Consider the following 16,195-nt stretch of genomic DNA (forward strand, 5'->3'; position numbering starts at 1 on the left):
CAATTAAAGAAAGCGATTTCAAATTAACGGTTGACGCCGCTCTCTTTTTCCTCTAGAATTTTCCTTGAAACCGATACCAAATAAAACAATCATATGTTTCAGATGGAAAGGGAGGCTTATCTCAAATGGAAAATCGTTATGCTGTACATCCTGAGCAGGTCAAGCGTTTTACAACAGAGGAACTTCGTCGTCATTTTCATATTCCGACACTCTTTGTCAGTGGTGAATTGAAGCTATATTATTCGCATGAGGACCGTGTGGTGATTGGCGGTGTTATGCCGACATCAGAACCGATCAAGCTAGATGCCGGCGACTTTTTACGTACAGAATATTTCCTTGAAAGACGGGAAATTGGCATTGTGAATGTCGGCGGCCAAGGTACGGTTACAGTCGATGGTGAGTCATTTGTGCTGGAGCATAAAGATTTCTTATATATTGGACTTGGACACGAACATGTACAGTTTGCTAGTTCATCAGGTGAGCAGGCCAAATTTTATCTTGTGTCAGCCACAGCTCATAGAGCGTATCCGACACAAAAGGCTGCGATTGCTGAATTAACACCGAATCATTTAGGGGAAGCATCCGCCTCGAACGTACGGAATCTGTATCAGGTCATTCATGCAGACGGCATCCAAAGCTGCCAGCTTATGATGGGCATCACTCAGCTTGAAACCAATAACACATGGAACACGATGCCTGCTCATATACATGACCGGCGGATGGAAGTGTACTTATATCTTGATATAGAGGAAGACGCACGTGTCTTTCATTTTATGGGGGAGCCATCTGAAACGAGACATCTCGTTGTAGCAAATGAAGAAGCCGTCATCTCACCTGCCTGGTCCATTCATTCAGGCTCAGGTACCGCAAATTATTCATTTATTTGGGCAATGGCGGGAGAAAACTATACGTTTAAAGATATGGACTTTGTCCCGATGGACCAGCTGAGGTAATGAGATGACGACGACATCATATGTAGCGTCCCTCTTTTCCCTCGAAGGCAAAACAGCTCTTGTCACAGGTCCTGGAACTGGTATTGGGCAAGGTATTGCCGTAGCGCTTGCCCGTTCAGGTGCAGATATCATCGGCACCTACCACCATACGCCGCTTGATGAAACAAAAGAACTTGTCGAACAGACCGGCAGATCATTTCATGCGATTCAAGTAGACTTTGCAGATCCTAAGTCCGCAAAGCGGGATGTTGATGCCCTTTTAAAACAGCATTCAATTGATATTTTGATCAATAATGCTGGGACCATTAAAAGAGAAGAGGCTGCTCAATATTCAGAGGAAAACTGGCATACTGTCATGGATGTGAATATCAACAGTCTCTTTTTCCTCACGCAAAAGGTCGGACAGCAGATGCTGAAAAAAGGGCAAGGGAAAATTGTCAATATCGCTTCCCTTCTATCATTTCAAGGCGGTGTCTTTGTTCCCGCTTATACAGCAAGTAAGCATGCTGTCGCAGGTTTGACGAAAGCTTTTGCAAATGAATGGGCAAGTCAGCATATTCAGGTCAATGCGATCGCGCCTGGTTATATTGCAACCAATAACACGCAAGCCATTCGTGACGATGCGAACCGGAATGAAGAGATTCTGAAACGAATCCCCGCTGGACGCTGGGGACGGCCTGAAGATCTAGCAGGTGCCGCCGTCTTTCTCAGCTCCCCTGCCTCTGATTATATGAACGGTCATATTTTAGCCGTAGATGGCGGCTGGCTGGCGAGATAAACATGTGAAGGGAATTCCTATTTTAGGGGATTCTCTTTTTTCTATTTGCATAATTCTTCTCCTTCCGAGTCACTCTATAAAAAAAGACATGAGGGTGAGGTATTATGAAAAGTCGTATTGAACAAGATATAGAGTCCGTCATTCAGCGTGTCAAAAGCTTTGCCGGCAAAAGTGATGATATCGTGTTCCACTCTTTTTCATTTGGTCCTTCCGCTGTCTCTGCATGTCTCGTGTACGTTGAAGGACTCACAGAATTTGAGATGCTTTCCAAACAAATTATTTCACCTATGCAAAAGGAACTGACCATCACTGAGGTCGACCACACCACACTTTCTCTCCTTTCTAAAACGTTCTTTGGTATTCAAAATGATGTGCTGGAAGATATGAACCTTGCCATCGAGCAGTTATACAGCGGCAGGGCTATTTTATTTGTGGATAGGGCCACTCAAGCTCTTGCGCTCCATACGAATCTTTTTCAATTTAGAGAAGTAGAGGAGCCGCAATCAGAAGTCCTTGTTAGAGGACCAAGGATTGGATTTATTGAAAATCTTGAAAAAAACACGGCATTGCTTCGTGAAAGAGCAAACGATCCGAACCTTGTCATTCAAAAGGTGAACATAGGTACTCGTAACAAGAAATCTGCTGCTCTTGTGTATGTTCGTGATATCGCAGACCCCAAACTAGTAGATGATGTATTCTCTCGTATGAAGCAAATCAAAATGGATGATATTCCTGAGAGCGGCTACATAGAACAGCTGATTGAAGACAGTCATATCTCTATTTTCCCGCAGATTCAAAATACAGAACGTCCTGATCGGGTGATTGCCTCTGTGCTCGAAGGAAAGGTGTCTATTTTGCTCGATGGGACGCCGTTTGCCCTCATTATGCCGATGACACTCACTGCCTTGATGCAATCACCGGAGGATTATTATCAAAGATGGACAAGTGCGACTCTTTTGCGTTTGCTCCGTTATATTGCCGTGCTTTTGACGATCTTTTTACCGGGACTCTATATCGCCCTTGTTTCCTATCATCCTGGTTTATTACCAACACGAATGGCACTTACCATCGCAGGCAGCCGGCAAAATGTGCCCTTTCCTCCTGTAGTGGAAGCCATTTTGATGTCGTTTACGATTGAACTGCTGCGGGAAGCTGGACTTCGTCTTCCTAGGGCGATCGGGCAGACGATTGGACTGATTGGCGGCGTCATTATTGGACAGGCGGCTGTCCAAGCCAATATCGTCAGTGCCTTAATGGTCATTATTGTGTCTCTGACGGCACTAGCCGATTTCACTGCTCCATCATATGATTTCAGCTTCCCCTTACGCATTCTGCGGTTTATGGCGATCTTCAGTTCAGCCATGTTTGGATTATACGGCCTCATCATGTGTTATTTATTTGTACTTTGTCACTTGATGCAGCTAAAGACCTTTGGTTTTGACTATTTCACACCTGTTTTGTCTTCACCGTTTTCAGATTTAAAAGATACGTACGTTCGTTTACCAATAGGGCTATTTAAATCAAGACCGAAAACAGCCAAGACAAAAAATCTCAAAAGACAAGGAGAGTAAACGATGTACAGAGCTGAGAAGCTATCATTGTTACAAGTCACCATTCTGTGCAGTTCTACAATGATAGGCGCTGGAATTTTAACCATTCCACGCAGTTCTGCCAATTCAGGATTCCCTGATGGCTGGATCATTGTATTAATACAGGGAGTCATCTTTGCTTTCATTGCTTTTTTGCTAGGTTGGATTGCGGAGAAGAATGCACCGGATACCATTTTTGAATCGAATACAAAAGGAGCCGGTGCCTTCTTTGGCACGATCTTTAACCTAATGCTGATCGGTTATTTACTAGCCATTGTTGGCTTTGAGGCGCGTGTACTAGGGGAAGTGGTTCAATTTTTCCTGCTGCAATCGACCCCGATGACCGTGATTGTGATGATTTTTTTACTAGTGGCCACCTATCATTTAAAAAGCGGAATTTTTCCGGTAGTGAAAATGGTGACATATATTTATCCGATGACCATGATCATTTACATTGGGCTCATGCTGTTTAGTTTGAAAATATTTGATTTTGATTACTTACGCCCAGTGATGGCGCACGGGTTTAAAGATTTTAGTAATTTGTTCTCTCAAACATTTATTCAATTTACAGGCTTTGAAGTCATTTTGTTTGTCGTACCGCTTATCTATAAAGACAAATGGTCAAAAGCGAAATGGGCCGCAGCGATCGGTGTAGGGATCACCACACTTATTTACTCCCTCACGCTCTTTATTGTGATTGGTTCCATGACGGTTGGAGAAACGAAATCACTCACCTGGCCCACTGTCTCACTCATTCAAGCGCTAGAACTAGAAGGGGTCTTCATTGAACGCTTTGATATTTTCTTACTGACGATCTGGACGTGCCAGCAGTTTATTTGTATGCTGGGCTTTTTCCAATTTGCTATTAAAGGCTGTCAAACGGTTTTTAAGACAACCAATTTAACGAGACTGCTATGGTTGCTGTTTTTGCTGACCTCAGCTCTCTCTCTTTTTCCGAGAAATATCAATGAAGTCTTTTACTACTCGACTTTACTCGGCTATGCATTATTCGCTGTGTTAGCGATTCCTTTTATAACAGCTGTTCTGCTCATGATACGTAAAAAATGGGGAGGTCGATCTGCATGAAAGGGCGGCGTTTATGGCTCACCTTTCTGTCTTGCTGTCTTTTGCTTTTATCGACAGGCTGCTGGGACTTAAAGGATATTGAGAAATTATCGTTTGTGCGCGGTGTTGGAATTGACGAGGAAGATGATAACGGAGTCAAACTCACCTATCAAAACCTTGTCCCTAAAATGGGCGGTACACAAGAAGCAGATTCCCCTGGCTATGTGAATGTCGTCTCAAAGGGGAAAAATGTACTGGAAGCAGTCAGCAATGTCGCTTTGAAGGACCCGCCGATTTACAGTGATCACCTCAAAATCTTTTTGTTTGGCAAAAATCAAGCCGAGCATCATGATATTCAAGGAACACTCAACCACTTTATACGAGATGATGAGGTTCGAAGAAGCAGCTACCTCTTAGTGTCACGCCATGAGGCATCAAAAATCATCAATCAAAAATTAAAATCACAACAAAAGGTGCCAGTCGAGCATATTTTTGAAACATCAAAAAACCGGAGCTTTAACGGAAAGATTTTACTGCCAACACGTATTGGCCGAGCGTCGGATTACTTTCAGATGGGTACAAGCTTTCTTGTCCAAAGTGTGGATGTCGTAAACGGAGAACTCACCTATGATGGTGCAGGCATTATCCATGGAAAAACACGAAAGCTGATAGGGTTCATTCCAGCAAAAGATGTCCAATCTTTAAACTGGGTCATGAATCGCATCTCAGGCGGAGTCGTACCCGCCACCTACAAAGGCTTTCCGATTACGTATGAAATCAAGAAAGCAAAATCCAAGATTGAACCCTATCTGAAGAACGGAAAGATTTCCTTTAACATTAGTGTACAAACAAACGGGAAACTATCAGAAGATCAATATCCCCCTGAAAACTCATACGATGAGCAATACATCAAACGATTTGAGCGCATTTTTGAACGCAAAATCAAAGAGCGCATTCAAAAAGCTGTCCACCACATGCAAAAAGAAGTTGGCGTTGACCCGATCCTTTTAAATCGGCAGGTGCGCATCAAGTATCCAGACTTTTGGGATCAGCACCGCAATGAATGGGATACACTATTTCAAGAAGTAGACATTGCATATGACGTAAAAGTGAGCATTTTGAACTTTGGTGCAGAAGGCGCAACAAAAAGCTTTAAATGGTAGCACAAAAGGCGGTCATCCGCCTTAGATGGTTGACAAAGGGCTAAAATGAACTTTGTTTTAGCCCTTTGTCTTCTTTTCAGCGTGATAGAAAACCTTTGCAGTCTAGGAAGGACGAGTACCGGAGCGGAGCGAATGAAGGATTCGCGAGCACCGGCGCGCAGGACTGACAAAGAATGCGAGGGTTTGCCTACACGCTGAGGCGGATTACCCGGAGGGGGAACCGCCTTTTTTACGTGCAACGATCAAAAGCTGATAGAGCGTCATTTGATCAGATAATGCTTTTGTTTGAAAGCCAAGTGACTCTCCTACTCTCGCCACTTCGTCAAAAAACAATTGAACGTTTTGATCAATTGGCACATTGATCGGCTGTTCAATCACGCGATGAAATAAATGGTCTGGAAAGAGCGCCCGCATTGTGTTTGGTGTGAAAAATCTCATATGTGTTCGATCTAAAATCCCCACATCTTGATACGTAAAATCACCTGCCAATAAAGGCAGCAGTACTTCCGCATGCATCATATTAGGTAAGCAGCAAATGATCACGCCACCTGGTTTTAAAGACGCATGCGCTTGAGCAATCATCTGCCATGGGTCTGACACATGCTCTAACACATCAGAAAAGATCACAGCATCAAAAAAAGCTTCTTTCTCTGACCAAGGATACGCCTCCGCTTTTGTCTCAATCACTTCTTTGTAATACGCCTTTGCCATCTCTGCTTTTAATGCATCCGCCTCTACTCCGTACATGTCAACGGACTGCCGGTTGATCAGTTCAAGTCCTGTCGCCCCAGCACCACAGCCAACATCCAGCACACATCCGGCATCCTCAGGGAGCAGTGCTGCAAAATATGGATGGGGCGTTATCAGGTTTAAATCAATGCCCCATTTATCTAAAAAACGAAGCCTGTTCTCCGCAAACAACGTAGAGATGTTCGTTTCTTCATTGGCATTGAAGGTAGCATGACCGTGATGATGCACAAAAGAATCATGGACGATTTGCAGCTGATACCCCTTCAGCAATGAGCGCAGACAAAGGTCATCATCCTCAAATGATCCATATACAAATCGCTCATCAAATAACCCTACATCCTCGATCAGCTCTCTTTTGACCAGCAGACAAAAACCAACAAGTCTATGCACATATGTTCTTTGACCTTTTTTCGAAGCCGTATATGCCTTCGCAAAGGCAGGAAGCTCCTTCACATCTGTGTAAGATGGCTGAACGAGCTGAGGACCACTCACATAATTGGAGACAGGGCCTACCATGCCAATACGATCTGATGCAAAAAGGGCTTCTCTTAAAGGCAAAAGCCAGTTTTCGGTCACAATCGTGTCGTTATTTAAAAAAAGAAGACTATCTCCTGTTGCTTTTTTCGCCCCTTGGTTACAGCCCTTGGCAAAGCCTTGATTCTTCTCGTTGTCAATCAACACGACATCTTCTAGTTGTCTCACATATTCCTTTGTTCCGTCTGATGAAGCATTATCCACGATAATGAGTTCATATTCATCACGCCGAGTATGCTTCTTGATACTGTCGATACATTTTTTCGTTAGGTGCAGTTCATTGTACGTCAGCATCACAATGCTCGTTTTTCCTTTCATCTCATTTCCACCTTTCGCCCGCCTGTTCCATATGTATGTCATAGGCAGCACGTTCAGAAGATGAGTGATTGTCCTTTCTTGATTAAACGTTTGTTTAACAAAGGGCTAAAATGAACTTGATTTTAGCCCTTTGTCTTCTTTTCAGCGTGATAGAAAACCTTTGCAGCCCTAGGAAGGACGAGTACTGGCGCGGAGCGAATTTGACATTCGTGAGCACCAGCACGCAGGACTGCGGGCGAATGCGAGGGTTTGTCTACACGCTGAGACCAGCTGCCTCATGCAGCTGGTCTTTTTTCATACCGTTTCCCCTTCGTCATTCACGACGGCACGGTTTCTCTTTTTTAAATCTTCTTCAATCTCTTCAAGACTTTTCCCTTTCGTTTCTGTGACCAAATATTTCACAAATAAGAAGGCACCTATGCCGATGGCTGCATAAATAAGGAAAAGGTTACTGATGCCAATTGCACTTAACAAGGTTGGGAATGTGAGCGAGATGATCAAATTCCCTGTATGCAGTAGGAAGGTCGATACCCCCGTACCAATTCCCCGGACATGTACTGGGAACAGCTCCGGCAGCATCACCCATACGACCGGGCCCCAGCTGACAGCAAAAATGACGATGAAAAGTCCTAAACATATAATCGTCGTCCACCCTGCAGCTGTTGATCCCTCGAAAAAACGATTGACCACTGCTAGAACAATCAAACTAAGAACCATCCCTACATTTCCAAATAGGAGTAACGCTTTCCGCCCGACACGATCAATGATTTTAATCGCAACAAACGTCATGACAACATTGACTGCACCAATTCCTACAGTTCCTAAAATGGCTGCTGAATCGCCAAAGCCGACACTTGTGAATGTTTTTGGTGCATAATAAATGATCGTATTTGTCCCAATAAACTGCTGTAAAAAGGCTAAGCCGACACCAGCAATTAAAGCGGGGCGCACCCATGGCTCGAGTAATTCCTTAAGACCGCCTTTTTCTTCACTTTCTGCTTTTTGAATATCCGCAATTTCGTCTTCAACTTCTTGCTTACTTTGTCTAAGTTTTGACAATATTTCTTTCGCCCGGTCCGCCTGTCCTTGGACAAACAGCCAGCGAGGACTTTCTGGCATAAACAAAATACCACATAACAAGAGAACAGAAGGAACAACGGCAATTCCAAGCATCAGACGCCATGCCTCTGCATCTGCTAAAACGTAGTTCACAATATAGGCAAGAAGAATACCAAATGTGATCATGAGTTGGTTTAATGAGGAAAGTGCCCCTCTTGATTCCTTTGGCGCAAGTTCAGATAAATATAATGGAACAATCGTCGTCGAGCATCCGACAGCAAGTCCTAGCACGATTCGGAATAAGACCATGACCTCCGTATTCGGTGCAAGGGCTGTTCCAAATCCGCCGATAATAAATAAAATGGCTGCGGCGATTATCGCTTTTTTCCGTCCGAATTGATCTGTCAGTTTTCCAGAAAGAGAAGACCCGAGCATCGCCCCAATTAAAATCGAGCTGACCACAAGTCCCTCTGTAAATGCATTTAAACCTAAATCCTCTTTCATAAATAAAATAGCGCCAGAAATGACACCTGTATCGTAACCATATAAGGCGCCGCCAAGTGCGCCGAAGAAATAAAGCCACCCATTCCGATTTTTCATGATCATAACCCCTCTTTTATCTATGTAATGACTGGATGTTTCTCTATGAAAAATCATTTTCCTCACTTCCTGTCATTTCAAACATTTCGATGTTTTATGACAAATATATTTCATTTGCGTATCATTGAAACTTTTTTAGATAAGGAAACGTCAATTAAGCGTTAGTGAAAAAAATGTCGCACTATATCCCGTTTTAAGGTATATTTGTTTTAGTTTGTAAGCAGGAAGAAGGACATCTTTACTATAAAATCATAGCGAGGGTTTAAATATATGGATCAAACAAGAAGTAAACGCAAAGGCAAAAAGCGTTTAAAACCATGGGTGAAAGTCACTCTTTTTATTTTTGGTATTCTTTTACTGACAACCGCTTCTGTCACCGGCTATGCCTACTATAAAGTGACATCGGCTGCCAAAAAAGCACAAGTCTCTCTAGACCGCGGTGCACAATCTGTCAAACGGATTGAAGCATTTGATCCTGGGAAAGACAGCTTTTCTGTCTTGCTGCTTGGCATTGACAGCAGACCAGGCGAAACCGTCAAACAAGCACGAAGCGATGCAATGGTATTAGCGACAGTAAATCGTACGAATAAAACCGTGAAATTATTAAGTATTCCAAGGGACTCATATGTTAATATTCCAGGTCATGGTTATGACAAAATCACACATGCACACGCATTTGGTGATGCAGACCTCACGGTGAGTACAGTTGAGAATTTACTAGATATCCCTGTCGACTTTGTGATTGAAAGTAATTTCAAAGCATTTAAAGAAATTGTGAATGAATTGAATGGTGTTTCCGTTAACATTAAAGATGAATATGTTGTGAAACAGATTCTTAAAGATACAAAGGGCAAAGTTCAGCTGCAAACGGGTACTCACACACTAGATGGTGATCAAGCTCTCGCTTATGTGAGAACAAGAAAAGCAGACAGTGATCTCTTGCGTGGACAGCGTCAAATGGAAGTTTTAAAAGCCATTTTCGATAAATCAAAATCAGTAACGTCTATTCCGTCTTATGACAATATCATAGATACTCTAGGTGATAACGTCTCAACTAACCTGTCAATGAAAGAACTAGTCGGTCTTTTCCCACTACTCACTTCATTGAAATCTGTTGATACGATTCAACTAAAAGGATCTGATTACCAGCCAAATGGCGTTTATTATTACCAATTGGATCAAAACCAACTGAACGAAGTCAAAACGGAATTGAAGAAACAGCTTGAATTATCATAAAAACAGAAAGCGTCCTTTTGGGCGCTTTTTATGTGTTGAAAAAGGTGTTTGCCCTTTTTCTTCTTTTCAGCGTGATAGAAAACCTTTGCAGTCTAGGAAGGACGAGCACCGGAGCAGAGCGAATTTGACATTCGTGAGCACCGGAGCGCAGGACTGACAAAGAATGCGAGGGTTTGTCTACACGCTAAAAGCGTCCTTTTGGGCGCTTTTTCTTATATCCTTGATCAATTGACCATTTTTGTTTAGCCTTAAAGAGAGGAATCCACGATCCGACTCTTTCATGAGAATGAAGGAAATCGTACATACTTTGAAGAGGCTATTGCATGAATGAAGGAGGATATAACAGCAATGAAAAAGATGATTGCGATTGATTTAGACGGTACACTCTTAAATACGAAAAGTGAAATATCCGCTCAAAACCGGCAAGCATTGATTCGTGCGAAGGAAGCTGGATATATTGTGACCATTTGTACAGGGCGCGCGACTTTTGATGTAAAAGAGCTTCTTGGGGATTTGGACATTCCCATTATTGCGGCAAATGGAGGAACTGTCCATACAGAAGGGTACAAGCTCTTCAGCAGAATCACCCTTGATCAAGAAGCTGGAAGACGTGCTGCAAAGGAATTAGTGGAACGGAACATTTATTTCGAGGTCTATACAGACGATGCCCTCCTTTCCCCATTTGATGGAAAAGAAAAGCTCAAAGCTGAATTTGATATGATCAAAAGCGCCAATCCTCATGAGGATGTAGCTGATTTATGGGAAGGGGCGATGACTCAATTTAAACAGTTTGGTATCAAACCTGTCGATGACATCCGTCAAATTTTTGAGTCGAATGAACCAACTTATAAACTACTATGCTTCTCCTTTGATATGAATAAGCTGCAAGAAGCACGAGATCTTCTTTCTAAGATGCCTGAGCTCTCCTTGACCTCATCTGGAGAACATATCATTGAGGTACTGCCAAAAGAGTCAGGTAAAGGACATGCCCTCAAAAAACTTGCAGCCCATTATGGCGTAGACCCATCCGATATTTATGCGATCGGTGACAGCCCTAATGATCTATCCATGTTCGATGAAGCAGGACACAGGGTAGCGATGGGGAATGCGGTGGATGTCATTAAAGAACAAAGCACCTATATCACAAAAGGCAACCATGAAGATGGCGTCGCCTATTTTATTGATCTGCTTTTGCAGAATCAATTTCAAGAAAAAAAGACGCTTGTCTGATCAGCGCCTAGTGAGAAGTCGAGAAGTCCGATCCGAGCATTGATCGGGCTTTTCTTTATTTTTTGATTCTAACAGCCGTCTCATATTTATCCTTCCAATACGTACTTGTTTTCATATTGGTAATGACAACGCCATTTGAAACCGTCACATGAATGACTTGATTTGAACCAGCATAAATGGCTGGCATCAACGAAGTCCCTTTAAAAAAGACAAGATCTCCTGGCTTTAGTTCCGATCGTTTCACAGGTGTACCTGCTTTAACTTGTCCCGGCGCATAGCGAGGCATCTCAATTCCAAGCACTTCTTGATAGATATACTGCGTGAATCCTGCTGTATCAAAGCCTTGCTTTGGGCTCGCACCACCTTTTACATAAGGTACTTCTCCAATATACGTAGCGGCTTTTGATACGACTGGGTCTTCTTTCGCTAGTTTCAGCTCAGTTAATCGTTTCGCACCTGTCCATTTCTCACGCCAATACGATTCAGACAAATAAGAAATCGTCACACTTTCCGAACGGCTCGCATGAATAAAGCGGTCTCCTCCGATGTACATTCCTACATGTGAAATTCCTTTTTTATACGTGTTGCTAAAAAAAACAAAGTCTCCAGGCCGAATATCGTCTCGTGCTACTTTCTCTCCAACCATCCATTGCTGCTCAGCACTTCTTGGTAAATAAATCCCAAGTGATTTTCCAAACAAATATTGTAAAAAACCTGAACAATCGAATCCTACTTTTGGATCTGATGCCCCGAATACATAAGGGATTCCTAAATATTTCATCGCATCTTTCACCAGTTGATCATCCGACATCTCTTGGGAGACAGGCAGCCGTTTGACCGCATAGAACCGATCGGTCCAATATTTACTTTTGCTGACATCTGTTTTCACCACCCCTTGACTGAGTGTGATGTGGATCACTTGATCATTTCCAGCGTACAAAGCAACATGTGTCGGGATGTCTTTTGTTTCTTCAAGACTGCGAAAATAGACAAGGTCTCCGGGCTTCGCTTTTCCCCATGATACGTTTTCACCGATTTGGTATTGATCGATCACCTTTCGCGGCAAATCAAATGCACCTGTTGTTTTGTATACATATTGTATAAAGCCAGACGCATCAAAGCCCGTTTTCGGATCGATTCCTCCTTTATGATAAGGCGTACCTATCAGCGTTTCCGCTTGTTTTAAAGGAGTTGTTGTTTGAGCAGACACCTCTGTTTGAGACATAAACATGAGTCCTACAATGGCACATCCTCCAAGCAGTATTCCTTTCCATTTCATCCTCTCTTCCTCCTTTCTTTTATAGTTTCGACATGACCCCTTTCATTTTACACCTTTTTCCGTCAAAAAAGAGCACGCCTCGCGTGCTCTTTTCATCATCATTTCTTTATTTACTCGCTTCCGCTTTTGACTGCTTTTGCTGTTCAATTTTCTGCATTTCAACCGAGATCTTTTGTTTCTCATGATCTGTGAGGCTGTCACTAAATTTAAAAGCAGACATAAAGACAAAGACTAAAATTAACGCAACAAACGGCCAGCTTGCTTTAAGGAATTTCATTTTTTATCCTTCCCCTCATTTTCTTTTAATGTTTGAACTTTATCAGAATGATCGACTTCAAAGAAAATATGTCCGTCTTTTTCTTTCCAATCCGCATTCGTGCCATTTGTCAGCATACGGATAATCGATTTTGATTCAAGAGATCCTGCTTTGACTGGAGCAGGTGTCGCTTCTTTGATGTACATTGGAACCACTTCAAATGTCGCTTTTCCATCTTCATTCAGATGATACTGAACAATGGCAGAGTCACGTGTTCTTGACCAGCCTTGGTCAAAAATAAAGTTCCCCAAGCTATAGAAAATCGCTGTTCCGTTATAGACTTCCATCGGCTCAAGAACGTGCGGGTGTGCACCGATAATGATATCAGCACCAGCCTTTGACATCGCTCTTGCCAGCTCTCTTTGTCTGTCGTTTACTTCATTGTTATATTCCTGTCCCCAGTGCGCATGAACAACAACGATATCTGCCTTTTCAGCAGCTTGTGAAATCATCGGAATAAAGATAGATGGATCAGCTGGCAGAATACCTGCCTTGCGATTTGTTGCTTTAAAATCTTTTCCATATACATCTGTAAAACCAAGGGTAGCGATTTTAACGCCATTCACTTCTTTGTATGAAATGTTCTGCTTCGCATCTTTGACGTTGCGCCCTGCCCCTGTATAATCCATGTCAGCTTTTTCAAAGGCATCAATCGTGTTATTTAAGCCTTTTTCACCGTAGTCTGCTGCATGGTTATTCGCAAAGTTTAGTACAGAGAAATTCAAATCCTTTAACGCTTGTACAGAATCTTCATCTGTTTTCAAATGAATATTCTTTTGTGCTGCCTGTTCCTTATCTGAAGCCACTGGATGCTCAAAATTCCCAGTTACATAATCTGATACATCAAAATACGGCTTCGCATAGCGGAACAGGTGCTGCTTTCCATAGCGGTCTGTTACTTTCTCTACATTTCTTCCAAACATAATATCTCCGACAAACGAAGCGGTCAGGATGTTTTCTGGATTCTTTTCTACAGTTGGTACTTGTGCTTTCCCGATAAATGTAAATAGAAATGTACAAGCAATGACAATCGGTAAAGCAATCAGTACGTGTTTATTCGTCTTTTTCTTTTGGTTCTTTGTGATTTTCAGCAGCTTTTCCTGAAAGCTCAATTTTTTATTCATCATTGGACACACCTTATCTTAAAATAGATAGTAAACATACATGATGGCAAATGTTGCACCACTTAGAAGTAATGTGCTTCCAAGGGTAATCGTAAGACCTTGCTTTTGAATCGTATTCGCAATCAATCCAGGCACGATGATTCCAATTCCACGGAATTCTGCTATTTCAAACGGAACCACTGGATAGAAGAAATCAAATATGAGCTTTAGGGCAATTCCTGTAATCAGCATCGCCGCAAACTTTCTGCGTCCGTACAAAATCATAAATTTCGATAGACCAAAACGAACGATCACATATGTCAGCAAGCTGACAGATAAAACAACTAAAATGAAGACTGGCTGGTTAAAGACGAGCGCCAGATAACCTGGAACAACCAACCCAGCTGGTACGATTCCTGTTTTTTCTGCAAAGATTAAACTGAGTAGAACACCTAAAATTAACGAGATATAAAGATCTGATCCGAACATTTTCTATATTTCCTCCTAGCTGACAAGCTGCTTAATTTTGTATTCTTGAATTTTTTCGATTAAAGGTTCAGCGGCGCCGTGAATATTGCCGACTCCATAAACCACTCGATTATGAAGCTTTTTCTCAAGCATGTTCATAATTTGTTCTGTAGATTGATATTCAAGGTTGTGTAAGTGGTCAGCCGGAATTTTTCCATCCTCAAATGCCTTCACAATTGGATCTGTCGTTTCACCAATTAAGACAAGATCACTTGCTTCAATATAAGGAAGTACATCCTCCGCAAACTGGATCGTTCTATCTACGCGATCCGCACGACAGTTCATGATAATAATCGGTTCATCTGTTGGATATCCAATTTCCTTCACACGCTTCCAAATGTTCAATGTAGATGCTGCGTCATTAGCCGCAAATCCATTTACAAAATGTCCAGGTGTTTTTGCGTCCATTAATGGAAGAATTCTCATCGCTCCTGGATCAGGCGGCGCATTTAACATGCCTCTGAATGCCGTATCTTCATCAATTCCCAATGCTTGTGCGACACCAAGTGCAAGTGAAGCATTATCCGGGAACACCATGTACTCAAATTTCCGTAAATACTCATCGGTAATCTTGGAATTATCTGCAACAATCACTTCAGTATTGCGTTTTTTCGCAATCTCTTTAAAGAAATCTGTATATTCACTATCCGTAATAACCAAGTGCCCATTGTAAGGAATTGTCGCTGTAAAGGCTTCAGCTATTTCATCAAGAGTTGGCCCCATCACATCCATATGATCTTCAAGAACGTTTACGATCACGCCAATATTCGCTTGAAGCAGCTCTTCCTGAAAGATAATTTGGTAATCTGGATTCACCGCCATACATTCACTGACGATGGCATTTGCTCCTCTTTCAACGGTTTCTCTCATAACTTCTTTCTGCTCTCCGATATTTGGTCCTTGCGGTTTCCTTTTAATCGGTTTTTCTTCTGGCGTATCCCAATAAATCATTCTTGCATCCGTTCCTGTTGTTTTGCCGACAGTTTTATAACCTGCCTCCATTAAGATACCGGTTGTCAATCTTGTAACGGTAGACTTTCCGCGTATACCATTAATATTGACGCGTACCGGCAGGGCATCGATATTTTTCTGATGACGCTTCTTTTCAATAAAGCCAATCCCTAACATGATGACACAGGCTATAACGATTAACCACATCGCTTATCTACATCTCCTTTTTTTATGAGTGTGATATGTAAATTCAATCAACAGTATATAGGTTCAGCATAAAATCACAATCGGTATTATGTAACATAATCTTTCACTTCCTCGTATGCCAAATTCCTCTAATCAGAAGGCGTATTTGCCTATCTCACGCTCAAATGAAAAGGCCAAAAGACGGACAAAATGACGACTGAATTTCTGCTTCAAACAAGAGAAAGCGTTACCATCAAACAGTGAAAAATCTTTTGTCCTTTTCTCCCTAAATTTTTCGACAATTATTAAGATGTATTTTGAATCAATGTTTTAAAGCCCTCTCATCTCTATGAAATCAGTCATATCAGCGCTTTAAATGAATAGTGCGTGTTTTAGAATATTTTATATTTTTAAATGAACAAGTTAGAAAGTCATCCTCATTGGTCAGAACGCTATGTGTTGACCTATGACAAAGGTCACCTCTCAAAAAATCAAGTCATCTGCTTATTTTCAGGTCACAAAAAATTGGGATAAGATGTCAAAGATTAATCATTTTG

General features: G+C 42.0%; 14 protein-coding genes. 7 read left to right on the forward strand and 7 right to left on the reverse strand.

What is annotated here, in order from left to right:
• Positions 1-125: 125 nt before the first annotated feature.
• The 5 genes from kduI (at position 126) to MKY11_RS17305 (ending at position 5,548) form a co-directional block, all read left to right on the forward strand.
• Positions 126-953, forward strand: a complete 828-nt coding sequence (kduI, locus tag MKY11_RS17285) for a 5-dehydro-4-deoxy-D-glucuronate isomerase (RefSeq protein WP_017368169.1) — start codon at positions 126-128, stop codon at positions 951-953.
• Positions 954-957: 4 nt separating this feature from the next.
• The gene (kduD, locus tag MKY11_RS17290; protein WP_058213531.1) at positions 958-1,731 is read left to right on the forward strand and encodes a 2-dehydro-3-deoxy-D-gluconate 5-dehydrogenase KduD; all 774 of its coding nucleotides are present in this window, start codon (positions 958-960) and stop codon (positions 1,729-1,731) included.
• A 104-nt stretch (positions 1,732-1,835) separates the two neighbouring features.
• On the forward strand, positions 1,836-3,302 hold the full coding sequence (locus MKY11_RS17295; RefSeq protein ID WP_024719277.1) for a spore germination protein: 1,467 nt from the start codon (positions 1,836-1,838) through the stop codon (positions 3,300-3,302).
• 3 nt (positions 3,303-3,305) lie between these two features.
• Positions 3,306-4,406: a GerAB/ArcD/ProY family transporter gene (locus MKY11_RS17300; protein ID WP_342501638.1), complete on the forward strand. Its 1,101-nt coding sequence runs from the start codon at positions 3,306-3,308 to the stop codon at positions 4,404-4,406.
• Positions 4,403-5,548: a Ger(x)C family spore germination protein gene (locus MKY11_RS17305; protein WP_024719279.1), complete on the forward strand. Its 1,146-nt coding sequence runs from the start codon at positions 4,403-4,405 to the stop codon at positions 5,546-5,548. The genes MKY11_RS17300 and MKY11_RS17305 overlap by 4 nt, the downstream gene beginning before the upstream one ends.
• A 204-nt stretch (positions 5,549-5,752) precedes the next feature.
• Here the strand turns inward: MKY11_RS17305 and MKY11_RS17310 are convergent, their stop codons facing one another.
• Complete coding sequence (locus MKY11_RS17310) at positions 5,753-7,150, reverse strand: bifunctional glycosyltransferase family 2 protein/class I SAM-dependent methyltransferase (RefSeq protein WP_342501639.1); 1,398 nt, start codon at positions 7,148-7,150, stop codon at positions 5,753-5,755.
• A 294-nt stretch (positions 7,151-7,444) separates the two neighbouring features.
• Positions 7,445-8,809, reverse strand: coding sequence for a sugar porter family MFS transporter (locus MKY11_RS17315; RefSeq protein WP_089374136.1), 1,365 nt, complete (start codon positions 8,807-8,809; stop codon positions 7,445-7,447).
• Between the two features lie 270 nt (positions 8,810-9,079).
• Between MKY11_RS17315 and MKY11_RS17320 the strand changes: the two genes are divergently transcribed.
• Together MKY11_RS17320 and MKY11_RS17325 are read left to right on the forward strand one after the other, a co-directional pair.
• Positions 9,080-10,045 (forward strand): LCP family protein, encoded by a 966-nt coding sequence (locus tag MKY11_RS17320; protein WP_058337013.1) that lies wholly within the window; start codon positions 9,080-9,082, stop codon positions 10,043-10,045.
• A 348-nt stretch (positions 10,046-10,393) separates the two neighbouring features.
• Positions 10,394-11,275, forward strand: a complete 882-nt coding sequence (locus tag MKY11_RS17325; protein ID WP_342501640.1) for a Cof-type HAD-IIB family hydrolase — start codon at positions 10,394-10,396, stop codon at positions 11,273-11,275.
• Positions 11,276-11,330: 55 nt separating this feature from the next.
• On the opposite strand, the gene MKY11_RS17330 is transcribed toward MKY11_RS17325, so the two are convergent.
• The 5 genes from MKY11_RS17330 to pgsB all read right to left on the reverse strand — a co-directional run bounded on the left by MKY11_RS17330 (position 11,331) and on the right by pgsB (position 15,659).
• A complete protein-coding gene (locus MKY11_RS17330) occupies positions 11,331-12,554 on the reverse strand; it encodes a C40 family peptidase (RefSeq protein ID WP_342501641.1) in 1,224 nt (407 codons plus the stop codon).
• Between the two features lie 106 nt (positions 12,555-12,660).
• Positions 12,661-12,831 (reverse strand): hypothetical protein, encoded by a 171-nt coding sequence (locus tag MKY11_RS17335; protein ID WP_008343253.1) that lies wholly within the window; start codon positions 12,829-12,831, stop codon positions 12,661-12,663.
• Complete coding sequence (locus MKY11_RS17340) at positions 12,828-13,994, reverse strand: CapA family protein (protein ID WP_024718710.1); 1,167 nt, start codon at positions 13,992-13,994, stop codon at positions 12,828-12,830. The genes MKY11_RS17335 and MKY11_RS17340 overlap by 4 nt, the downstream gene beginning before the upstream one ends.
• Before the next feature lie 18 nt (positions 13,995-14,012).
• Positions 14,013-14,462, reverse strand: a complete 450-nt coding sequence (gene pgsC, locus MKY11_RS17345) for a poly-gamma-glutamate biosynthesis protein PgsC (protein WP_007497520.1) — start codon at positions 14,460-14,462, stop codon at positions 14,013-14,015.
• A gap of 15 nt (positions 14,463-14,477) precedes the next feature.
• Positions 14,478-15,659 carry a poly-gamma-glutamate synthase PgsB gene (gene pgsB / locus MKY11_RS17350; protein ID WP_007497522.1) on the reverse strand — a complete coding sequence of 394 codons (1,182 nt, stop codon included), beginning with the start codon at positions 15,657-15,659 and terminating at the stop codon, positions 14,478-14,480.
• Positions 15,660-16,195 lie beyond the last annotated feature (536 nt).

Source organism: Bacillus sp. FSL W7-1085, from assembly GCF_038595035.1.
GTDB lineage: Bacteria > Bacillota > Bacilli > Bacillales > Bacillaceae > Bacillus > Bacillus altitudinis.